This is a genomic window from Adlercreutzia sp. CNCM I-6216 (assembly GCF_977113345.1).
The window spans coordinates 23,622-46,779 of record NZ_CDSBIE010000004.1; the positions used below are offsets into that span (position 1 = coordinate 23,622).

Here is a 23,158-nt window from a genome sequence, read left to right on the forward strand (position 1 = left end):
GGCGGCCAACTCCATGGACTGCCCGCACGGATCAGGACGTGCGGGCAGTCTTGTTTTCAGATCTGGTTGAGCAAGTTCGAAGAAGGGTGCGACGGGCTACTGAACCTGCCAGAACCCCGACTTGTCGGAGCCGACGCGGGCGATGAGCCCCAAATCGCGCAACCGGCGGAAGCTGCGGCGCACGGTGCTCTCGCTGATGTTGAGGTTCTTGGCGATGCGCGGCGCGGTGAGGCGCCCGTCGATGTCGAGCATGGCGAGCACTTTCTCGTCATTCAGCGTGAGGCTCGTGTCCTGCTGGGTCGCCCGGGCTCGTGCCGTCTGCTGCACTTCGGGCAGGTCAGCTCGGGCCACTGGTGCGGCGCTGATGGTGTTCGCGTGCGTTATCGAGGCGGTCAAAAGGCTGTCTGAATCCATGGGGAAGCACACCATAGTCTCGTCGTCGCGTAGTTCGAAGATGGGCTCGGGCGTGCCGGCTTCCATGCAGCTCATGCGGATGCGCGAGACCCCGTTGCCCCAGCCGTCGATGATGCCGAGCGAGCGCAGGGCCGCCACGAGATTGGGGTTGTTGGGCCGCGATGTGTGGCGTCCGAGGAGCGCGCCCACGGTCCAGGTGCGGGGCGGTCGGCCCACGTTGTCGATGCAGAGGCGGTCGGTGAACACGCTCACCTGCACGGGGGCGCCGCTGTCGTAGTTCTTGTGGGCGAGCGCGTTCAGCACGGCTTCGTGCACCGCATCCCGAGGCGGTCGACCATGGCCACCGGCGGTGCCGAGACGGTAGGTGCCGTGCGGGGCCGGCTCCTCTTCCGGTAGGTACTTCTCAAAGAGCAGCTCGACGGTTGAGTGCACTTGCTCGATGAGGGAACCGAAGACCTCGTCCTCGTAGATGGGCGTGCCGCCGTGACTTCCAAAAAACCCGATGCGCACCGTGGCGCCGGGGATGTACTGGTGCGGCCGGTTATGCAGCAAAAGGATGCCGGCATTGGTGGGGGTGCCGACGCCGGTCATGAGGCCCGCATGGCGCAGCGTCTGCTCGATGGCCGAGGCCTCGTCAAGGTCGACCGTGAGGTCGGTATCGCGGGCCGCGCCGGTGAAGCGCGTGACGAGGCCCATGTTCAAGTCGTCCAAGCTGGCCTGCACCACGGGACGCTGCTCCCACTTGACGTCGGCCTCCATATCGCGTTGCATGAGCCGATCGAGTGCCTCATCGTCAAGGATGTGGTTCTCGCCATCTTTGTAGAAGAAGAAAATACCGCGGAAGCTGATAGGGTCATTGGCCGGCGGAATAACCACCTCCAAACAGAAACGACCGCTATCGAGCACCAATTCCACCGCGCAGGTGAGGTTGAGCGATTGCGCGATAAGCCCGGGAATGGTTTTCATGAGGCGGCTTGTGCGTCGCTTCACGGCGCCGCGGCTGTCTACGTCGGCATCCAGAATGAGGCGACCTCCACCGGCGTTGGCGATGCCGCAGACCAGCTCGAGGCATTCCGTGTCACGCCAAGGGGCCCGGCGAGCGATAGGAAGCGAAGATTCGGATGGGAGCATAATGGCCTCTCTTACCCTGGCAGTACCGTCGCATTACATTATATATAAACAGCTGCTCTCTGTTCGACAGCGAGAAGAAGGGAATGCCGGGCTCGTTTTGCAATGAGCGATCGACTCATAGACATAAATCGTTCATATATCGCTTCACGAGAGGCGCTTAGGAAAGTGAAGAGGCACGCGCTCAATTTCTTTGAATTCCCCCTGATAACAGCATTGTTTTAGTTTGGCAACAGAAGCTTCGTGTCGTGTCTGCACCATATTTCGGCGCGTATTGTGCTGGGAAGTGAGCTTGTCTCACTGAATGTTGTTGAGAAAACTTGACAGCACCAGACTAAGGTTTTATAGTGCATCTCAACATCATTCATCTATACGTGAAACTGTGAAAGCGAGGCAGTACACAATGGCTAAGATTCTTGGCATCGACTTGGGCACGACGAACTCCGCCATGGCCGTCATGGAGGGCTCCGAGCCCGAAATTCTGGTGAACGCCGAGGGCGATCGCACCACCCCGTCTGTGGAGGGCTTCCGCAAGGACGGCGAGCGCGTCGTCGGCAAGGCCGCGAAGAACCAGGCGGTCACCAATCCTGAGAACACCGTCTCTTCCGTGAAGCGCTTCATCGGCCGCTCCTACGACGAGACTCCCGAAGAGCAGAAGACCGTCAGCTACAAAGTCCAGAAGGGCAAGGACGGCCGCGCGGTCATCGATATCGACGGCAAGGACTACACTCCCGAGGAGATTTCCGCCATGGTGCTTCAGAAGCTGAAGACCGATGCGGAGAAGCAGGTGGGCCAGCCCATCACCCAGGCCGTCATCACCGTGCCGGCTTACTTCAACGACGCTCAGCGCCAGGCCACCAAGGACGCTGGCAAGATCGCCGGCCTCGAGGTGCTGCGCATCATCAACGAGCCGACGGCTGCAGCGCTCGCTTACGGCCTCGACAAGGTCGACCATGACGAGAAGATCCTCGTCTTCGACCTGGGCGGCGGCACCTTCGACGTGTCCGTGCTGGAGCTCGGCGACGGCGTGTTCGAGGTAGCCTCCACCGCTGGCGACAACCACCTGGGCGGCGACGACTGGGACCAGCGCATCATCGACTGGATGGCTGACAAGTTCCAGGCCGAGAACGGCATCGATTTGCGTAAGGACCCCATGGCCCTGCAGCGTCTGAAGGAAGCGGCCGAGAAGGCGAAGATGGAGCTGTCCTCCACCACGCAGACCAACATCAATCTGCCCTTCATCACCGCCGACGCCTCCGGCCCGAAGCATCTTGACTACACGCTGACCCGCGCCGAGTTCGAGCGCATCACCAAGGATCTGCTCGACCGCTGCAAGAAGCCGGTGGAGCAGGCGCTGAAGGACGCTGGCCTGAAGATGGGCGAAGTTGACGAGGTCATTCTCGTCGGCGGCTCCACCCGTATGCCGGCCGTGCAGGAGCTCGTGAAGCAGCTGACCGGCAAGGCCCCGAACATGTCCGTGAACCCGGACGAGGTCGTGGCCATGGGCGCCGCTGTTCAGGGCGGCGTGCTCGCCGGCGACGTGCAGGGCATCCTGCTGCTCGACGTCACCCCGCTGTCCCTCGGCGTTGAGACCATGGGCGGCGTGATGACCAAGATGATCGAGCGCAACACCACCATCCCGACCCGCAAGACCGAAATCTACTCCACAGCGGCCGACAACCAGACCTCCGTCGAGGTGCACGTCCTGCAGGGCGAGCGCGAGATGGCCGCGGGCAACAAGACGCTGGGCCGCTTCCAGCTGACCGGCATTCCGGCTGCCCGTCGTGGCGTGCCGCAGATCGAGGTTACCTTCGACATCGACGCCAACGGCATCGTGAACGTGTCCGCTAAGGACCTCGGCACCGGCAAGCAGCAGCAGATCACCATCTCCGGCTCCACCGCCCTGTCCGACGACGAAGTGGATCGCATGGTGAAGGACGCCGAGCAGCACGCCGAAGAGGACGCCGCTCGCAAGGAAGAGGCCGAGGTGCGCAACAACGCCGACGCTCTGGTGAACGCCACCCAGCAGACGCTGGACGAGCTGGGCGACAAGGTGCCGGCCGACGCCAAGGCCCAGGCCGAGGAGGCCATCGCCGAAACCAAGAGCGCTCTTGAGGGCACCGACGTCGACGCTATCAAGGCGGCCACCGAGAAGATCCAGCAGGCCGGCTACAAGCTCGCCGAGGTCGTGTACTCCACCGAGGGCGCAGCCGCCGGCGCCCAGGCCGCCGCTGCCGAGACGGCTCCGGCCGATGACACCATCGAGGCCGACTACGAGGTCGTCGATGACGAGAACGAAGGGAAGTAAGAACGATGACTGAGCCCGAGAAGGACCAGGTTACCTCTTCTACCCAACAGGACGTGGCCGCCGATGTGGCGGCCACCGCCTCCGCCGACGACGCCCGCGCGGCCGAGGTGGTTGCCGACGCCGAGGTGATCGAGGCCAACGAGGCCGGCGAGCTGGATGCCGAGCTCGAGCAGGCCGCCGCTGAAGCGGTGGCGAGCGCGATCGAGGAATCCGAGGAGCTGGCCGCCGCCAAGGCCGAGGCCGCTGATTGGCAGGACAAGTACGTGCGCCTGCACGCCGAGTGGGATACCTACCGCCGGCGCATGACCGAGCAGCGCGAGGCCGAGAAGGTCCGCGCCACGGAGAAGCTCATGGAGAGCCTTATCCCGGTGCTCGACGACTTCGCCCGTACGGTGGACTACGCCGAGACCAACGGCGAGACCGGCTTGCTCGGCGGCGTAAAGGCCGTGCAGACCAAGCTGTCCGATACGCTGGCCAAGGGAGGCCTGGTCGTGATCAGCCCCGCCGGTGAGGCATTCGACGCCCTTGAGTGCCAGGCCGTGGGTACGGTGGACGATCCGAGCGTTCCCGATGAAACGGTCGCGCAGGTTTACCAACCCGGATACAAAATGGGTACCAAGGTCATCAGGCCTGCCATGGTGACGATCACCACGGGCGGCCCCAAGAGGGAAAAGCCCGAAGAAGAGTAAGACGAACGAGGGCGGCCGCAGCTTGGCCGCCCTCGTGCTTGAAAGAGCAATTCTAAGTAACTAACTAAGGTAATGGAGGTGGAACGAATGGCGTCTACGCCCGATTATTACAAAACGCTAGGCGTTCCGCGCACCGCCACGGCCGATGAGATAAAGAAGGCGTTTCGCAAGCTCGCTCGCAAGCATCATCCCGATGCCGGCGGCGACGAGGCCAAGTTCAAAGAGCTGAACGAGGCCTACGAAGTCTTAAGCGACGAGAAGAAGCGCGCGCTTTACGACCAGTACGGCACGGCGAACGAGAACCAGATCCCCCAGGGATGGGGCGGTGGCCAAGGCTTTAACGTCGAGGATATCTTCGGTGGCGGTGGGGCCGGCGGCTTCGGCGGCAGTTGGGCCGACATTCTGGAGAGCATTCGCCACGGTGAAGGTGCGTTTGGGGGCAACTGGGACTTCGGCGGCGGTTTTGGCGGCCAGCCTCAGCCCCGTCGCGGCCAGGATATGAACGTGCCGTTGAACGTGACGTTCGACGAAGCGTTCAACGGCACGGAGAAGCGCATCACCGTGCGCATTCCCGGCAAGAGCGAGTCCGACACCCACACGGTGAAGGTGCCCGCCGGTGCTGTCGATGGCGGCCGCGTGCGCCTGAAGGGCCAGGGAGCTCCTGGCGAAAACGGTGGTGCGGCGGGCGACTTGCTCATCACCACTAAGATTGACGCGCATCCCTACTTCGGTCGCGATAAGGCCGACGTGACGGTTGATTTGCCGATCAATGTGGCGGAGGCAGCGCTCGGTGCTTCCATCGTGGTGCCCACGCCCGACGGCAAAAAGATCAAGGTGAAGGTGCCCGCTGGCACGCAAGACGGCAAGGTGCTCACCATTAAAGGCAAAGGAGCGCCCGATCTGAAGAACAAGGGGCAGTTCGGCAACTTGAAGATTCAGATTCACGTTGAAGTGCCCACGGACATGAACGACGAGCAGAAAAAGGCCATGGAGGACTTCCTCGCCGCGACGGGAGAGGAGAAGCGCCCATGGGCCTAGATGACAAGAACCGGCCGCTGTACATGATCAGCATTGCCGCGGAACTGGCGGGCGTGCACCCGCAGACCCTGCGCTCCTACGAGCAGAAGGGTCTGGTCACGCCGCGACGCACCAGTGGCAACACGCGCATGTACTCCCAGGCCGATATCGATCGGCTCAACCTGATCAACGAGCTGACGAGCGAGGGCATCAACCTCGCCGGTGTCACGCGCATCCTTGATCTGCAGAGCCGGCTGGATGAGCGCGAGGAAGAAGTGGAAGACCTGCACGCGCGGGTGCGCCGCCTCGCCGATCGCGTTCGCGAATTGGAAACCCGCACCCCCGTCGGCGCCATCGTCCGCGTAACGCCGACGAGGCGTTTACCATAAAGGAGAACGTATATGAGACTAGATAAATTGGCGGTGACGGCGCAAGAGGCTTTCCAGAACGCGATGGGCGTTGCTGGTGAGGCCGATGCCGCCGTTATCGAGCCCATTCACTTGTTGAAGGCGCTGCTCGATTCCGACGAGAACAACCTCGCCGCCATCGTGAAGCGCATCGGCGCCGACCCGGTCTGGCTGTCCCAGAACGTGGCCGACGAGATTGCCAAGATGCCCAAGCAGACTGGCGCCACTCCTATGGCCATTCCCGGTCAGGACCTTATCAAGGTCATCGATAACTCGGTGAAGATCGCCGAGAAGCTCGGTGACAGCTACGCGACGAGCGAGCACCTGCTCATTGCCCTGTCCGAGGACAAGGGTGCCGCGGGTCGCATCCTCACGACGGCGGGCGTCACCCGCAAGAACATCGAGGCGGCCTACGAGAGCCTGCGCGGCGACACCCGCGTGACCTCGCAGACCGACAAGACCCAGTTCGAAGCGCTGGAGCAGTTCGGCCAGAACCTCACTCAGCAGGCCCGCGAGGGCAAGCTCGATCCGGTCATCGGCCGTAACGAGGAAATTCGCCGCACCATCCAGGTGCTGTCCCGCCGCACCAAGAACAACCCGGTGCTCATCGGCGAGCCCGGCACCGGCAAGACGGCCATCGTGGAGGGGCTGGCCCAGCGCATCGTGGCCGGCGACGTTCCCTCGTCGCTGAAAGACCGCGAGATCGTCTCGCTCGATCTGGGCGCCATGATGGCCGGCGCGAAGTACCGCGGCGAGTTCGAGGACCGCTTGAAGAACGTGCTGCGCGAGGTGAAGGAATCCAACGGCAACGTCATCCTGTTCATCGATGAGCTGCACACCATCGTGGGCGCCGGCGCCGGCGGCGATTCGTCGCTTGACGCGGGCAACATGCTGAAGCCGGCTTTGGCTCGCGGCGAGCTGCGCGCCATCGGTGCCACCACGCTCGACGAGTACCGCAAGTACATCGAGAAGGACGCCGCCCTGGAGCGCCGCTTCCAAACGGTGCTCGTGAGCGAGCCGACGGTGGAGGACACCATCGCCATCCTGCGCGGCCTGAAGGAGAAGTACGAGATCCACCACGGCGTGCGCATCACCGACGGCGCCATCGTGAGCGCGGCCGAGCTTTCCGACCGCTACATCACCGACCGCTTCCTGCCCGACAAGGCCATCGACCTCATGGATGAGGCGGCTTCACGGCTGCGCATCGAGATCGACTCCATGCCCGAGGAAGTGGATGCCGCCGAGCGCAAGCTCATCCAGATGCAGATCGAGGAACAGGCCCTCATGAAGGAGACCGACATGGCCTCCCAGGAACGCCTGGAGAAGCTGCGCCACGACATCGCGGCCGCCCAGGAATCCCTCGATTCCCAGAAGGCTGAGTGGCAGAACGAGAAGGACGCCATCGTCGACGTGCAGAACCTCAAGGCCGAGTTGGAAAGCGCTCAGCTTGATGAGGAGCGCGCCACCCGCGAGGGCAACCTGCAGCTCGCTTCCGAGATCCGCTACTCGCGCATTCCCCAGCTGCAGCAGCAGCTGCACGTGGCCGAGGAAGCCGTGAAGATGAAGCAGCAGGACGGCGCTATCCTGAAGGAAGAGGTTTCCGAAGAGGAGATCGCGTCGGTCGTGGCTGCCTGGACGGGCATCCCCGTGGCCAAGATGATGCAGGGCGAGATGGAAAAGCTCGTCGATTTGGAAGAGGTTCTGAAGGGCCGCGTCATCGGCCAGGACGAGGCCGTGGGTGTCGTGGCCGGTGCCATCCGCCGCAACCGTGCGGGACTTTCCGACCCGAACCGTCCCATTGGCTCTTTCCTGTTCCTCGGCCCCACCGGCGTGGGCAAGACCGAGCTGGCCAAGACGCTGGCCGAGTACCTGTTCGATTCCGAGAAGGCCATGGTACGCATCGACATGTCCGAGTACATGGAGAAGTTCTCCGTGCAGCGCCTGATCGGAGCGCCTCCGGGATACGTGGGCTACGACGAGGGCGGCCAGCTGACCGAGGCCGTGCGCCGCAATCCCTACTGCGTGGTGCTGCTCGACGAGATGGAGAAGGCCCATCCCGACGTGTTCAACATCCTGTTGCAGGTGCTCGATGACGGCCGGCTCACCGACGGCCAGGGCCGCGTGGTGAACTTCAAGAACTGTATCATCATCATGACCTCCAACGTGGGAAGCCAGATCATCCGCGAGCATGCAGCCGAGGGTCGCGCCTACGACGAGGCCCAGGCCACCGGTGGCGAGACCATGGGCGAGATGGCCGAGAAGATGATGTCCATGACGCCCGAGCAGGCCGCCAAGCGCATGCAGGAGTTCACGAACAAGATTCAGGATGCCCTTTCCACGACGTTCCGCCCCGAGTTCCTGAATCGTATCGACGACGTGATCACCTTCAACGAGCTGTCCATCTCGGCTATCGAGCCTATCGTGGATCTGCAGCTCGAGCAGGTGCGCGACCGCCTGCAGGCTCGTCATATCACCTTGGACGTGACGCCGGCGGCCATGGAGCACTTGGCCATCGACGGCTACGATCCGGTGTACGGCGCCCGTCCGCTGAAGCGCCTCATCCAGCGCGAGGTGGTCGACCGCATCGCCGAGCGCGTCATCACTGGCGAGCTGCGCGACCGCAGCCACGTGCTCATCGACATCGATGCCGAGGGCAACTACGCCTGCCGCATCGAGGGCCCCATGGACCTGGACGGCCTGAACCTGGACGATCCCAGCTTCCTGACCGCCGGTGCCGACCCTAAGGAAACGTTGCAGGATCTGGATACTCTGAGCAACGGCGACCTCGGCGAGGATCCCATCGCCTAGTAAAAGGAGGGGCGACCTCGCCCCTCCGCGCACCGGTTTCCGGCATTATCGCCCGAACCCCCGCTCCGCTGTTCTCCTTCGGCTCAGGCGCCGCTCCTTCATGCTTTCATGGAGCGACTTGGGGTCGCGGATGGACAGCGTTCAGAGGTCTCGGTCAGCGACACCGGAAGCTGGCGCGCTACTCAACCGCATACCTCTTTCACAGCAAGCGCCCCGGGCAGCCAAGACCCGGGGCGCTTTTTGGTCACGAAGGTCCTTCCGTCCGTGTGGATAGCGACATCGTGACCGCGGTGACGATGAAAGCCTCCGTGCTGCGAAGCTGGGGGTTGGCGCTTACGACAGCGACTCAAGCTTCTCCAGGAGCTCCTCGCGCGAATGAATGTCCAGTTTCAGATAAATACTGCGCACTTGGGAGCGTACGGTGTGGAAGGAGACGGTGAATTGTTCTGCGATGGACTTCACCGTGTGCCCCTTGGCCAAAGGGACGAGAACGGCCGCTTCCCGCTCGGTGAGGTCGTGTTCCTTTGCGAGGTGAGCGCATTTGTCCTCGAGCGGCGAGGCGCTGGCGGCCGGCGATCGATGGGAGAGGCCAGTGTAGAAGAACCCGAATATCAGCACGAGCAGGGAGATCACGAGAAAGATCAGGGCGAGCACCAAAGCCGAGGGAGGGTCGAGGGCAAAGACCGTAACCAGAATCTCGCTTGCGAGGCGCGATGCGAAGAACAGGAATGCCGCCAGGCGAAAGCCGAGACAGGCAGGCTTTCCGACAGCGCTCGCCAACGTGCCCGGCAGGAAGAACATGAGTCCTCCCAGGAGGAACGCCGCCGTGTTGAGGAGGAAGGCGATGAGGTGTAAGCCGCTTTCGGGAAAAAGGATGACAAGCAGAGCGCTCAGGCAGATAAGGAGCACAAAGCCCGAGGCAAGCCAGAGGCCCGTGCGCAGCGCAAAGGGCCTTCTCTGGAAGTAGAGCGCGAAAGCCCCCGTGACTACGACGCCCGCAAACGATGTAGTGGCAATCGAAATACCCGCCGAAGGTGTGAACACGGTGCGGAAGGCGAAGCTGAGCAAGCTGTAGGCGCAGATAGCCAGGGGCACGAGCGCCGAGAATTCGGATCGATCTTCCGGCGACGCTGGAGCCTCCTCTTCTGGAGGCAATGGAGCAAGGAGAACGTCAAGGGCGACGGCGACGAGCATCAGCACGAGAAGCCCGAAGCGCGCGGGGACGGTCAGCGCCATGTAGAAGGTGAGCGCAAGCACGGCCACTATTCCCGCGCAAAGCATTTGGAAGGATCCGCGCCGGGCCGAAAGGGGTCGGGCCATGCGCGACCAGAGGCAGAGGAGTGAGGCGCAGGTCGCGCCCATGAGCACTTGGCGAAGAACAAGGTATTGGAGGAGCTCGCCGGAAGGAACGAGGGGCTGGGCAACCAAGAGCGTCGCAGTTGCAAGGCCGAACGCGAGAGAGGCGAACAGCGAGGGAGTGGGGCGGCCTTTTTTGGCGAGAGGGAGAGAGATGGCGAGCAGGGCGATAAAAGCTATCTGCCACGAGAAGGAGAGCATTGCCGGCGAAGCGTCCGATCCGGCTCCTGCGATTGCCGTCTGCCCCATGGCTATGAGCAGCCAACCCCAAATGAGGCCGGACAGCAAGGCGAGCCGAACCGTAGCGGGCAAGGTTGATCCCTTCGGATCGTCCTGTTCGCACACGTAGCCTTTTTCGCGTCGCGCCATCAAATAACCTGTCCCCACCTGCCATTTAACACAAAATGAACGAGTGAATCGCGGGCATTTAGCTCATCGGGGGCGATGAACTGCCACCCCTTTTCCCCGATTCTCTTCGCGGCGGAATTATACCGCTGCGTAAAGGAAAAGGAAACATGGAACGAGGAGGGTAAGAATGAAGGAAAATGTCACTGCCGAGGTTTTCCCCACGCTGCGCAACATCTCGCTTTCGCGCAGGACGTTTGTCGCCTGCGCGGCCATTGCGGCCGCCCAGGCTGCTCTCGTGTCTGCGGGGTGCGCTCCCGAGGTGCAACCATCGGGGGAGGGACTTGCCTCGACCGCGGCGTTTGCCCCGGGGACGTATACGGCGTCCGCGCCCGGCAAGAAGGGCCCGGTGACTGTCGAGGTGCGCATGTCCGAAAGCGCCATCGAGAGCGTCGAGATCGTGGAGTTCGAAGACACCGAGCGCATCAGCGCCCCGGCTCGCGAGCGGGTGCCGCAGCAGATTGTGGAGCTGCAGAGCTTGAACGTAGACACCGTGACAGGCGCCACGCTGACGAGTATGGCCATCATCGAGAGCGTGGCTGATTGCGTCAACCAGGCGAACGGAGACGCTTCGGCGTTGAAGAAGGCCGCGTCGCCAGAGAAGTCAGATGAGACCAAGGAGATCCAGGCAGATCTCGTGGTGTGCGGCGCTGGCGGCGCCGGCATGGCCGCCGCCGTCGCCGCGGCCCAGCAGGGCTTGAACGTGGTGGTGTTCGAGAAAACCGCCTATGCTGGCGGTAACGCGCTGGTCAGCGGTGGCTGGCTCGAGGTGTTCGAAGGCGTCGACGACATGAAGCCCGACATGACGGACGGCAACCGCGACATGTTCCATGCGACGCTCCAGAAGAGTCTGGACAATGGCGTTCCCAAGGACTTCGTCGATGCCGTGCAGGCCGACTTCGATGCGTATTTCGCCGCGGGCAACACGAAGGTGTACGACTCCATGGAGTACTACGCCCTGGACTACGCCTCGCGCAATGGCGGCCCGGCGAAGGAGTACTGGCTCCCCTATGCCCACAAAGTGAACGATCTGAACAACTGGCTTTTCGATCAGGGCTACACCGTGAGTGGCACGCTGGTCGGCATCGTCGGGTTCCCGTGGCCGCGCAAGGCCCATGCGGTGGACAAGGAGAACGGCGAGGGCTTCTTCAGCGTGTTCGACAACACGGTGGAGACCCAGAACCTCCCGATCACCTTCCTCTTCGAGACGCCCGTTTCCGAGCTGATCGTGGACGGCAAGGCTGTGGTGGGAGCCTCTGGCCAGTGCGCTGACGGCACCACTTATCGTGTTATGGCGGATCGCGGCGTCATTCTGGCTACTGGCGGTTATTCCGGCAATCCCGATCTGCTGAAGAAGTACAACGAGATGTGGCCCTGGGATGAGTCCACGGTTATTCCGACGACCAACAGCTACGGCCACACGGGCGATGGTCACGTGCTTGCCGAGGGCCTGGGAGCCGAGCTGAAGAACATGGGGCGTCAGATGGTGTTCCCCATTGCTGACTCCATCGACTATTCGACGGAGACTATCGTCGGCAATGCCGGTCTGGGGCTCTTCGTCAACGTGAACGGCGAGCGCTTCATCAACGAGTCGCTCGATCGCTTCGCCCTGTCCGCCGCCGTAATGAAGCAGCCCGAGGAGAAGCTGTTCATCATCAGCGATGCGCTCAACTCCGGTCTTGTGAACGGCTACAACGAGCAGGGCTACAGTGCGGACAAGCTCATCGAGGAGAGCAAGCTCTTCCGGGCGGACAGCATTGAGGAGCTGGCCCAGATGATCGGCGCCGATCCCTCGGTGCTTGCGAAGGCGGTTGACGATTACAACGCCATTGCACGTGGAGACGTGGCGGACACGGTGTTCGGTCGCGAGAACATGAGCGAGAAAGACGCTATCGTCGAGGCTCCCTTCTACGCCTCCCCGCGTACCTGGGCCGCCCATGTGACCATCGGTGGCGTTTCCGTCGGTCCCGATTACCAGGCCCTCACGGCCGACGGTGCGGGTATTGAGGGCCTCTATGTCGTGGGCGAATGCTCCGACGGCAACAGCGGTGTCTCCAGCATGAGCACAGGCCTTTCCTGCGTCAACCAGATGCTCGCCTAATCAGCCCCTCCCCATGGACGAGGCCCTCGCCGAACGGTCGGGGGCCTCGTTTGTGCTTGGTGGCCCTATGCCGGTTACGCAGCCACCTTCTCGGCGTTGCGGCCTTGATCCAGTCCGCCGAAACGACTTTGGAGCTGTGCCGGCTATGCCGCGGCCTTCTCGGCTTTGCGAGCCTTGCGGGCGGCGGCGCGCTTCTGCATGGCGTCGACGCAGGTGGCCACGGCCGCGTCGCCGGTGACGTTCACCGTGGTGCGCATCATGTCCAGGATGCGGTCCACGCCGGCCACCAGTGCCACGCCCTCCACAGGTAGGCCCACCGACTGCAGCACCATGGCCAGCATGATCATGCCGCTTCCGGGCACGCCGGCGGTGCCGATGGAGGCCAGCACGGCGGTCATCACGATGGTCAGCTGCTGGCCGATAGAAAGGTCGATGCCGAACACCTGGGCGATGAAGATGGCGCACACGCCCTGGTAGATGGCGGTGCCGTCCATGTTGATGGTGGCGCCGAGCGGCAGCACGAACGAGGTGACTTCCTTCGACACACCCATCTTCTCGGTGCACTCCATATTAATGGGTAGCGTGCCCATAGATGATGCCGAGGCGAAGGCGAAGCCCATCACCGGCATTTCGCCGCGTAAGAACTTCAGCGGGTTCATGCGGGCGAAGATTTTGATGATGCCCGAGTACACCAGGATGATCTGCACGATCATGGCCACGTAGGCCACCACGATGAGCCACAAAAGCGGCCGCAGCACATCGATGCCGTTGTTGGCGATGACGGGGCAGATGAGCCCGAACACGCCGAAGGGCGCCACCAGAATGATGCCGCGCATGATGGCGATGCACACGTCCGACATGGCGTTGCAGATTTTGATGACCGGCTCGGCCTTCTTCCCCGCGGCGATCATGCCGAAGCCGAACACCACGGCGATGACGATGACCTGCAACATGGTGGCGTCGGCCATGGGCTGGAAGAAGTTCGACGGGAACATGTTCACGATGGTGTCGATGAGCGACGGCTGCTCAGTGGCCTCATAAGAAAGCTCGCCCGAGGGCATGGTGTAGCCCGCGCCCACGTTCATCACGTTCGCGAAGATAAGGCCCAGCGTGACGGCACAGGCCGTGGTGGCCAGGTAGAACAGCACCGTCTTGCCGCCGATGGCGCCGACTTTCTTCACGTCGTCCAGCGACACGACGCCGGCGATGATGGAGAACAGCACCAATGGCACGACGATCATCTTGATGAGGTTCAAGAAGATGGTGCCGAAGGGCTTGATGTAGGTGTCGGCAATCTCCGGCGCTCCTTGCAACGCCATGCCGGCCAGCACGCCCAGAATGAGCGCGATGAAAATCCAGGTCGTCAGCGACAGGCGCTTGAACCACGGTTTCGGCTTGTCGTGGCCGTCCCCCTTGCTGCCGCCGTCAGGCGTCGATGGGGTTGCCTCGGCGGCGTCGGCAGGTGCCGAAATGATGGAGTCGTCGGCCATGGCAGTGCGTCCTTTCCCTTCGTGCATAAACCGCCCCTATTATAAGCATATCTGCAGGGAAATTAGGGCACGCGGCAAAGCGCTGCCAAGCGCAGCCAAGCGATCTAACGGCCCTGCAACAAATGGGGGAACGAGCCGCGCTGCTGTAGGGGAAGGGCCATAATGGCAACGAGGGGCGCCGGGGACGCTCCGGCGCGAGATGTGTGGAACGACATTTCTGCCCGAAGAAGATGGAGGCGACATGTTATGGTGTGCCGCACTTCAGGGGACGACATGCATGAAAGGAACGATGCTATGGATCGCAAGGAAATAGTTGCCGCCGCCGATGCTTACTGGGACGCTCATCGCGATGCCATCGTGGCCGATATCGCCAAGCTCGTGGAAATTCCCTCCACGGAGGATTTGGCCGCGGCCGCTCCCAGGGCTCCCTACGGGCCGGGCCCCGCTGCCGCGCTGGCGGCGGCGCTCGAGATTGCCGAGGGCATGGGCATGAGCGCCACCAACTGCGAGGGTCATATCGGGTTCGCCGATCTGCCCGGCGAGACCGACACCCAGCTGGGCATCATCGGGCACATGGACGTGGTGCCCGCTGGCCCGGGTTGGACTTTCGAGCCCTTCAAAGTGACGGAAAAGGACGGCTTCCTCATGGGCCGCGGCTGCTTGGACGACAAGGGCCCCTCGGTGGTGGCCCTGCACGCGGTGAAGTGCCTGGCGGGGCTCGATGTGGCGCGCCCCTACACCATCCGCTTTTTGTTCGGTGCCAACGAGGAAACCTCCATGGCTGACGTGGCGTGGTACCTCGAGAACTACGAGAGCCCGGCGTTCCTCTTCACGCCCGATGCCGACTTCCCCGTGTGCTACGGCGAGAAGGGCGGCTACGACGGGTGCATCACGAGCGCGCCCATCGCCGACCCGGTGATTCTGGACATCTCTGGCGGCGTGGTGACCAACGCGGTGCCCGGCGAGGCCTGGGCCGTCGTGCGCGCCGATGCCGCCGCGCTGCCCGCGGCCGAGCGCATTACCGTGGAAGACGCCGGCGACGGCACGGCGCGCATCGATGCTACGGGTGTGAATGCCCATGCCGCCTGGCCCGAGCGTGGCATCTCCGCCATCATGCTGTTGGCGAACTACCTGCTGGAGAACGGCCTGTGCAACCAGCAAGAACGCGAGTTCTTGGAACTCGTGCAAAGCCTCGTGTCCGACACCACCGGCGCCGGCGTGGGCATCGCCACGGCCGACGAGTACTTCGGACCGCTCACGGTAGTGGGCGGCACCATCCGCAAAGAGGGCGACCGCCTCGTGCAGACCATGGATAGCCGCTGGCCCACGTCCATCACGGCCGAGGAAATCACGGCCGCACTGACGAAGCTCACGGACAACATCGGTGCTACCTTCGAGAATACCCTGCTCATGGTGCCCTTCCTCGTGAAGCCCGACGATCCGGAGATTCAGGTGCTGCAGGACGCCTTCCAGTTCGTGACCGGCGACACCGAGCACAAGCCCTTCACCATCGGCGGCGGCACCTACGCCCGCGAGTTCAAGAAGGGCGCGTCTTTCGGCGTGAACATGCCCTGGATCGAGAACCCCGATTGGGTCGGTGGCGAGCACGGCCCCGACGAGGGCGTCTCCGAAGAGCTGCTGAAGACCTCCTTCAAGATCTACGTGCTGGCTCTCGCCGAGCTGCAGGGGTTGAAGATCGTGTAGAGGCGCTTCTCCCTCGACCTTGTTTCCCGGGCCCTGCATTCGCTGCAGGGCCTTTTTTTGCGATTGGGCGTCGGCGGAGGCGCGGGCATAGGCATTTTCGATACTCTCATCTGGAATTAACCCGTGATTTCCTGATGATCGGACATGACGGCCCGTCAGCTGTGCTATAGAATAGATTAAATGCAATCAGAGGTTTACTTTTTGGAGGACGACGTGCTTAACGCAATTATCGTTGACGACGAGGCGCCTGCCCGTTCTGAACTGCGCTTTCTTCTCGATGAGGTCGGCGGAGTTGAAGTGACAGCCGAAGCTGCCAACGTGCGCGAGGCTATCGAGAAGCTGAAAGAGTATCCCTGCGACGTTATGTTCATGGATGTGAACATGCCCGAGGCCACTGGCCTTCAATTGGCCGAGGCTCTGCAGCATCTGAAGTTCCCTCCGGCGGTGGTGTTCGTGACCGCCTATTCCGAGCACGCGCTGGACGCCTTCAAGGTGAGCGCTATCGATTATCTGGTTAAGCCGGTGGAGACCGAGCGCTTGGCTCAGGCCATCGCCCGCGTGCGCGAGCAGGTGGCTCTGCACTTGCAGGCTCACAAGTCCGAGCGCATCCCTGTGGAAAAGGGCGGCAAGAAGATTCTCATCGGCATCGATAAGATCCGTTTCGTCATGGCTCGCGACGACTACGCTTATCTGCAGACCGATACTGACCGCTACTTCTCCACAGTGAGCCTGGCCCAGCTGGAGAAGCGCCTCGACGGCCACGGGTTCTTCCGCGTGCACCGCGGCTATTTGGTGAATCTGTCCATGGTGGAGGAGATCGAGTCCGTTTCCGGTGGTACGCTGCTGCTGACTTTGAACGGCGTGGAGGAGAAGATTCCCGTTTCGCGCCGCCGCGTCAGCTCCCTGAAGAAGGCGCTGAACCTGTAGGACGCCTCGCTCTGAATGATACGCTGACGAGCCCCGCCCAGGGGCTCGTTTCGTTCACAGAACCGCCATAGGGTTGTGGGGATGTGGGCGCGTTTTGGTGGCGTTTGCTAGAATATTTCCACTAGATTAACGAGGAGGAGCCCCAGTGCAGCGCGTACGGGGCTCGTTTGCAATTCTGCTGGCTGGCGGAAATTGCCCAGAGAGAAGAGGAGCGCCATGCTCTCCGTTGACGTTGAGAAGCTGTATCCGGCGGCAAAGACCCTGGTGAAAGCTCGTGCAGCAAGCCGCATTCACGCCAAGGACGCCACGCTGTACGATTTCTCCTCCGAGGCGCAAGCCTGCGCGAGCGACTACATGGGATGGGCCGATCTAGCCACGAGTCCGCTGTGTGATATGGACGCCATCCAGGCTTTTGCCGACGAGGTGGTGGAAGCGGGTCTCGATACGATTCTGCTCATCGGCCAGGGCGGTTCCACTCAGGCGCCCATGACCATCACGAAGTACAACAAGCACGATTCCAATCGCGTGAAGTTCCGCACGTTGGATTCTGACTCGCCCGTGCGCGTGCGCGAGATGCTCACCATCTGCGATCCCCATCGCACGCTGGTCATCATCTCCTCGAAAAGCGGCGGCACCATTGAGCCGCGCATGCTGCTAGAGGCGGTGCGGGCCTCCTTCGAGAAGGAGTTGGGCGATCATGTGGTGAAGCACCTGGTGGCCATCACCGACCCGGGTAGCGATTTAGATCGGCAGGCACGGGAGGAAGGCTGGCGTGCGGTGTTTTCCGGCGAGCCCACGGTGGGCGGCCGGTTTTCTGCGCTCTCGGTGTTCGGATTGGTGCCGGCGGCGCTCACGGGTATCGACATGGAAGCGTTCATGGCTCACGCTCGCGCGGCTGAGGAGGCCTGTTCGGAGGACGCCATCGACAACCCGGCCATCAACCTGGCGGCATTCCTCTACGACAACTACCTGAAGGGTCGCAACAAGTTCTCGTTCCTCACTCCCAAGCGTGGGCGCGTACTGGGCCTGTGGATCGAACAGCTGGTGGCTGAATCGCTGGGGAAGAACGGCGAGGGCATCCTGCCGAACATCGAGATCGACTCGCTGCTGCTTACGGAGGATCCGGGCGACAGGTCCATCATCATGTACCAGACCCAAACCGATCTGTGGGACGAGCGCCGCAATTTCGAGATGAGCCTCGCCTACATCGACAACGCTATTCCGCGGCTGAACTACCGCATCGACACTGTGGAAGAGCTGGCTGAGCATTTCGTCATGTGGGAATACGCCATCGCCATGTGCGGCTATCTTATGCAGGTGTGCCCCTTCGACCAGCCCGACGTTGCCTCCGCCAAAGCTGAGGTGCTCGATATTCTGAAGAACGGCCAGCCGGAGCCCGATTTCACTGAGGTGTTCACCGACGAGGTAGACATGGGCCGTGTGGAAGTCTCCTTCGCCCCCATGTTCGAGGGCTGTGAGGACTTGCACGAGACGCTGTATGCGCTGCTGTCCTCCATTCAGCCGGGCGACTTCTTTGCGCTGAACGCGTTTCTTCCGTTTACGGGAGAGGGGCGGCGCGAGGCCATCGAGCAGATTCGCCATGGCGTGGCCGAATCCTTCGGCTGCGTGTCGTGCTTGGAGGTGGGGCCGCGCTACCTGCATTCCACGGGCCAGCTGCAAAAAGGTGGTCCGAACATGGGCGTCTTCCTCATTTTGTCGGCTGACGAATTGAAGGACATTCCGCTGCCGGAGGAAGCTGCGGCACCCAGCCTTGGCGAGCTGGCGAAGGCCCAGGCTGCTGGCGATTTGGCGACGCTCGCCAAGCGCGGGCGCCGCTGCGTGCATCTGCATTTGCCGGACAACTCCGGCGTAACGCTGCGTCAGCTGGCCCAGGTAGTCGATGATGTGATTGCCGACATCCTGACCGATCGGGCGTTGGCTGAGGCCGCCGCCATGGCCGAGGACGAGGAGCTGGCCGAAGCCACCGTGGTTGTGGAAGCTGCCGAGGCCAGCGAGACTGCCGTGGAAGCCGAGTTTGCCGATGCGCCCCAGGATGCCGAGGTGGAGGCTGCGGAGGTCGCCGTCCCCGAAGGCGAGGCGGACGAGGCGTAAGCGGCAAAGCAAAGCGCAAGGCAAGGGAGCTTACTCATGATCGATGCGGTCGATATTCATGTAAAGGGTATTGTGCAAGGGGTGGGCTTTCGACCCTTTGTGTACCGGATGGCGAAGAAGTACCTCATCAACGGCTGGGTGCTGAACGCCACCGATGGCGTGCATATTCACGCTGAGGGTGAGAGTGCGCTGGTGGACGAGTTCATCATGGAATTATCTGACAACGCGCCGGCGGCATCGAAGGTGGAGGAAATCGACATCAAGGAAGTTCCGCTGGAGGATTTCGACAGCTTCGAGATTCGCTTCTCCGACGATGAGGACGTGGCAGAGACCACACTTGTGTCGCCCGAGCTTGCCACCTGCGATGACTGCGTGGCCGAGCTGTTCAACCCGAACGACCGTCGCTACCGTTACCCGTTTATCAACTGCACGAATTGCGGGCCACGCTTCACCATCATCGATCACTTGCCCTATGACCGTGCTGCCACCTCCATGGCGGCGTTCCCCATGTGCGAGAAGTGCGCCGCCGAGTATGCCGATCCGCTCGACCGCCGCTTCCACGCCCAGCCCGATGCCTGCTTTGAATGTGGGCCTTCGGTAACGTGGCGTGTTGGGGCGGACGGGCCGATTTCGCTAGGGAAAACCCGCGAGGAGTCCGACGCCATTTTCGCGGCCGCGGTGGAGATGCTCATGGCAGGGAAGATCTTGGCCGTCAAGGGACTGGGGGGCTTCCATCTCGTATGTGACGCCAACAATGCCGATGCGGTGGCCGAGCTGCGCCGGCGCAAGCGGCGCGATGGGAAGGCCCTGGCGGTGATGGCCCAGGGAATGGGCGATGTGCGGGCGCTTTGCGAGGCGAGCGAAGAGGAAGAGGCGGTTCTGGCGGGGTCGACGCGACCCATTGTGCTGCTGCGTAAACGCCCTGGCGCGGCTATTGGCGCAGGCTTGGCCGATGGATTGTCCGAATTGGGGGTCATGCTGCCTTACACACCGGTGCAACATTTGCTCATGCACGATTTCGCTGAAGCGTGGTATGCGGCGAATCCGGCGGTGGACGAAGCGGGCGACGAACCGGGACGCCTGGTGCCGCTGCTTGTGATGACCTCGGGCAACGTACACGACGAGCCCATCTGTATCGCCGATGAAGAGGCGCGCGCAAAGCTGGCCGGCATCGCCGATGCCTTTTTGGGTAACAATCGCCCCATCCTCACGCGCTTCGACGACTCCGTCGTGCGGCTGATCCAGGTGGATGAGGTCGACGAAAAGCCCGTGTGCGCCATTCAGTTCCTGCGGCGGGCACGCGGCTATGCTCCCGTACCCGTGTCGGTGACGGCCGAGGGCGTTGCGCCTGCCGAGGGCATCATCTTCGCCGCCGGCCCCGAGCAGAAGAATACCTTCACGCTGCTGCGCGGCACCGATGGCTTCGTGTCCCAGCACATCGGCGACGTGGAAAACGCCGAGACCTACGATGCGTGGCTGGCCACGAAGGATCGCTTCGAGAGCCTTTTCGAAACGATTCCCACAGCGGTGGCATGCGACTTGCACCCCGAGTATCTCACAAGCAAATGGGCCCATCACCAGGGACTTCCCGTGACCGAGGTGCAGCACCATCATGCCCACATCGTGTCGGTTATGGCCGAGCATGGGCTGACTGATGCCGTCTGCGGCATCGCCTTCGACGGCACAGGCTACGGTGAGGATGGGGCCATCTGGGGCGGCGAGGTGCTGCTGGCGAACCGCCAGGCCTTCGAGCGTTTCGCGAACTTCGCCTACGTGCCCATGCCCGGAGGGGCTGCGGCCATCAAGCATCCGCTGCGCATGGCCTATGGCGTGCTGTGGGCCTACGACCTGTTGGAGCATCCTGCTGCTGCGGCGGCTTTGGCGCCTCTGGGCGATGAGGCCGAGGTGTGCGACACCATGATCGAGCGCGGGCTGAACACGCCCATGACGTCCTCGGTCGGGCGCCTGTTCGATGCGGCCAGCGCGCTGCTCGGCATCTGCACGGAGCCGAGCTACGAGGGCGAGGGAGCCATCCTTCTGGAGACGGCCATGGAAACCGCCGGGGCCGACGTGGCCGGCGCTGCGGCTGTCGAAGAGGCCGCGGGCGTGGCAGGCGAGGACGAGCTGGCGGCGAAGGAGCGCTACGCCGTCATCGTCGAGAAGAACACCGCCACCGAGACGAGTACCGCGCAGGACACCTCGGTGCTGCTCCTGGATGCCGAGCCCACCTTCCACGCGTTGCTGGACGACCTGGCGGCGGGAGTGCCGGCGTCCGTCATCAGCCGCCGCTTCCACGATGCCATGGTTGGCGCCATCGTCATGAGCGCCGAGTTGGTGCGAGCCATGTACGACATTTCCACGGTGGCGCTGTCGGGTGGCGTGTTCATGAACCGCTACCTTGTGGAGCACGCGCTGGCTGACTTGGCCGCTGCTGGTTTCACCGTCGCCATCAACCGCGATCTGCCTCCCAACGACGGTTGCATCAGCCTGGGCCAAGCCGTGGTGGCTTCCGCTCGTTCGGGCGAGTAGGGCGCCTCTCGAAACCTCGCCGACTTCCTTGGGCGAACCTGCGACAATGGGGCATTGAGAGACGAATCGAAGGAGCAGCGTATGTGCTTGGCAATTCCGGCGAAGGTGGCGGCCCTGGAAGAGGGGAACTTGGCCACCGTTGACATTTTGGGCGTGACCCGTGAGATTTCCGTCGACCTGACACCCCAGGCGCAGGTGGGCGACTACGTGCTCGTGCACGCCGGCTTCGCCATCGAGGTGGTGGACGAGCAGTTCGCCCTGGAGACCATCGAGCTGGTGAAGCAATTCCCCGAACTGGCCGATTTGGAAGAGGCTCCCACGCCGGCCTAAGGAGCGAAAACAGTGCATTTTGCCTGTTGAATCCGCCCGTGTATTACACTAGACTGACCGCACGGACGAGCGGACTGCTTCTTTCGTCGAAGGGAGCAGCTATGTACGTAAGCTGGATGGAACTCCTCACGTTTTGTTTGGTGATCGTAGCGGTGATTGAGTTGACCGCGCGTTTGCGGCAGTAGTCGCAGCGGGCGGCAATGAAAAAGCCGCCCCTCGCATAGGAAGAACGGCTCTTCATCACATTAATAGGAGTAATGTGAAGCAGTCGTGCCCGGTGCCACGGGCATTCCGCTTGTCCGTATTCTACACCCTTGAAGGAGTGGTTGCAAGAATGGACGCCATGCAGCAAGAACTGAAGGCATTCAAGGATCCGGCGTTGGCGCGGGGGCTCATTGAGTCCATTCAAGCGCTGGCCCCGGAGTCTGCTACGCTGATGGAAGTGTGCGGCACCCACACCGTGGCCATTGCGCGCAACGGCATTCGCGGTCTTATGCCCGAGGGGGTTCGTCTGGCGTCGGGCCCTGGATGTCCGGTGTGCGTGACGAGCAACCACGACATCGACAAGGTAATCGCGCTGGCCCGCGTGCCGGAAGTGACCATCGCAACCTTCGGCGACATGACCCGCGTGCCCGGCTCCACGTCCAGCCTGCTGGCCGAGCAGGCGGCAGGACGCGCGGTGGAAATCGTTTACTCGCCGCTGGATGCCCTGCGCCTGGCGCAGGAGAACCCCGATCGGCAAATCGTCTTCGTCGGCGTGGGCTTCGAAACCACCACGCCGCTCGTAGCTATGGCCATCAAACGAGCGCGCGCCATGGGCCTTGCGAACTTCACCGTATACGGCGCCCACAAGAACATGCCTGGGGCGCTGGAAGTCATCATCAACGACCCGGCGCTGAAGCTGGATGCGCTCATTCTGCCGGGGCATGTGTCCACCATCATCGGCGCGGAGCCCTATCGCTTCCTGGCCGAGAAGTACGGCATCCCCGGCGTCATTACCGGGTTCGAGCCGGTAGACGTGCTTCAGGGCATCGCCATGATCATGTGCCAGCTGCACGAGGGGCGCGCCGAGATTGAGATCGCCTACGCCCGCGGCGTCATGCCCGAGGGCAACCCCGTGGCACTCGCCGCCATCGACGAGGTGTTCGAAACCTGCTCCGCCACCTGGCGTGGCTTGGGCGAGATTCCCGGCAGCGGCTACCGCATCCGCGAGGAGTTCGCCGACTTCGACGCCATGCGCCGCTTCCAACCAGACGTGGAAGAGGTGCGCGAGCATAAGGGCTGCCGCTGCGGAGACGTGCTCCGCGGCATTATGGCCCCAAGCGAGTGTCCGCTGTTCCGGAAGGTCTGCACGCCGGAGAACCCCGTCGGTCCCTGCATGGTCTCCAGCGAGGGTAGCTGCGCGGCATACTATCGGTACTACTAGGGCAGCC

The 23,158-nt window shown here is 62.7% G+C and carries 15 protein-coding genes; 12 read left to right on the forward strand and 3 right to left on the reverse strand.

All coding sequences use genetic code 11. From position 1 onward, the window contains the following. Positions 1-96 precede the first annotated feature (96 nt). A complete protein-coding gene (locus tag ACYVRU_RS04865; protein WP_461185772.1) occupies positions 97-1,545 on the reverse strand; it encodes an ATP-binding protein in 1,449 nt (482 codons plus the stop codon). A gap of 400 nt (positions 1,546-1,945) precedes the next feature. Between ACYVRU_RS04865 and dnaK the strand changes: the two genes are divergently transcribed. From dnaK to ACYVRU_RS04890, 5 genes are all read left to right on the forward strand, one after another. Beyond that, positions 1,946-3,850 carry a molecular chaperone DnaK gene (gene dnaK / locus ACYVRU_RS04870; protein ID WP_114538592.1) on the forward strand — a complete coding sequence of 635 codons (1,905 nt, stop codon included), beginning with the start codon at positions 1,946-1,948 and terminating at the stop codon, positions 3,848-3,850. 5 nt (positions 3,851-3,855) lie between these two features. Then, the gene (locus tag ACYVRU_RS04875) at positions 3,856-4,539 is read left to right on the forward strand and encodes a nucleotide exchange factor GrpE (protein ID WP_302383518.1); all 684 of its coding nucleotides are present in this window, start codon (positions 3,856-3,858) and stop codon (positions 4,537-4,539) included. 87 nt (positions 4,540-4,626) lie between these two features. Beyond that, positions 4,627-5,577, forward strand: coding sequence for a DnaJ C-terminal domain-containing protein (locus tag ACYVRU_RS04880; protein ID WP_461185773.1), 951 nt, complete (start codon positions 4,627-4,629; stop codon positions 5,575-5,577). Beyond that, complete coding sequence (locus ACYVRU_RS04885; protein WP_114538594.1) at positions 5,568-5,945, forward strand: heat shock protein transcriptional repressor HspR; 378 nt, start codon at positions 5,568-5,570, stop codon at positions 5,943-5,945. The genes ACYVRU_RS04880 and ACYVRU_RS04885 overlap by 10 nt, the downstream gene beginning before the upstream one ends. A gap of 12 nt (positions 5,946-5,957) precedes the next feature. Then, entirely contained in the window at positions 5,958-8,771 is a 2,814-nt protein-coding gene (locus tag ACYVRU_RS04890) for an ATP-dependent Clp protease ATP-binding subunit (RefSeq protein ID WP_461185774.1), read from the forward strand. Between the two features lie 333 nt (positions 8,772-9,104). On the opposite strand, the gene ACYVRU_RS04895 is transcribed toward ACYVRU_RS04890, so the two are convergent. Then, positions 9,105-10,439: a helix-turn-helix transcriptional regulator gene (locus tag ACYVRU_RS04895; RefSeq protein WP_461185775.1), complete on the reverse strand. Its 1,335-nt coding sequence runs from the start codon at positions 10,437-10,439 to the stop codon at positions 9,105-9,107. Between the two features lie 223 nt (positions 10,440-10,662). Here ACYVRU_RS04895 and ACYVRU_RS04900 point away from each other — a divergent pair, with 223 nt between their 5' ends. After that, positions 10,663-12,633, forward strand: a complete 1,971-nt coding sequence (locus ACYVRU_RS04900) for an FAD-dependent oxidoreductase (protein ID WP_461185776.1) — start codon at positions 10,663-10,665, stop codon at positions 12,631-12,633. A gap of 143 nt (positions 12,634-12,776) precedes the next feature. Here ACYVRU_RS04900 and ACYVRU_RS04905 read toward each other — a convergent pair whose 3' ends face one another. After that, positions 12,777-14,150, reverse strand: coding sequence for a dicarboxylate/amino acid:cation symporter (locus ACYVRU_RS04905; RefSeq protein ID WP_461185777.1), 1,374 nt, complete (start codon positions 14,148-14,150; stop codon positions 12,777-12,779). Positions 14,151-14,417: 267 nt separating this feature from the next. Here ACYVRU_RS04905 and ACYVRU_RS04910 point away from each other — a divergent pair, with 267 nt between their 5' ends. The 6 genes from ACYVRU_RS04910 to hypD all read left to right on the forward strand — a co-directional run bounded on the left by ACYVRU_RS04910 (position 14,418) and on the right by hypD (position 23,151). Beyond that, positions 14,418-15,827, forward strand: a complete 1,410-nt coding sequence (locus tag ACYVRU_RS04910; protein WP_114538599.1) for a Sapep family Mn(2+)-dependent dipeptidase — start codon at positions 14,418-14,420, stop codon at positions 15,825-15,827. 213 nt (positions 15,828-16,040) lie between these two features. After that, a complete protein-coding gene (locus tag ACYVRU_RS04915) occupies positions 16,041-16,754 on the forward strand; it encodes a LytR/AlgR family response regulator transcription factor (protein ID WP_041714276.1) in 714 nt (237 codons plus the stop codon). 216 nt (positions 16,755-16,970) lie between these two features. Next, positions 16,971-18,866 carry a glucose-6-phosphate isomerase gene (locus ACYVRU_RS04920; protein WP_302148044.1) on the forward strand — a complete coding sequence of 632 codons (1,896 nt, stop codon included), beginning with the start codon at positions 16,971-16,973 and terminating at the stop codon, positions 18,864-18,866. A gap of 36 nt (positions 18,867-18,902) precedes the next feature. Then, on the forward strand, positions 18,903-21,395 hold the full coding sequence (hypF, locus tag ACYVRU_RS04925) for a carbamoyltransferase HypF (protein ID WP_302148045.1): 2,493 nt from the start codon (positions 18,903-18,905) through the stop codon (positions 21,393-21,395). 81 nt (positions 21,396-21,476) lie between these two features. Beyond that, positions 21,477-21,725: a HypC/HybG/HupF family hydrogenase formation chaperone gene (locus ACYVRU_RS04930; protein WP_223901218.1), complete on the forward strand. Its 249-nt coding sequence runs from the start codon at positions 21,477-21,479 to the stop codon at positions 21,723-21,725. A gap of 334 nt (positions 21,726-22,059) precedes the next feature. After that, positions 22,060-23,151, forward strand: a complete 1,092-nt coding sequence (gene hypD, locus ACYVRU_RS04935; protein ID WP_302404182.1) for a hydrogenase formation protein HypD — start codon at positions 22,060-22,062, stop codon at positions 23,149-23,151. Positions 23,152-23,158: the final 7 nt, after the last annotated feature.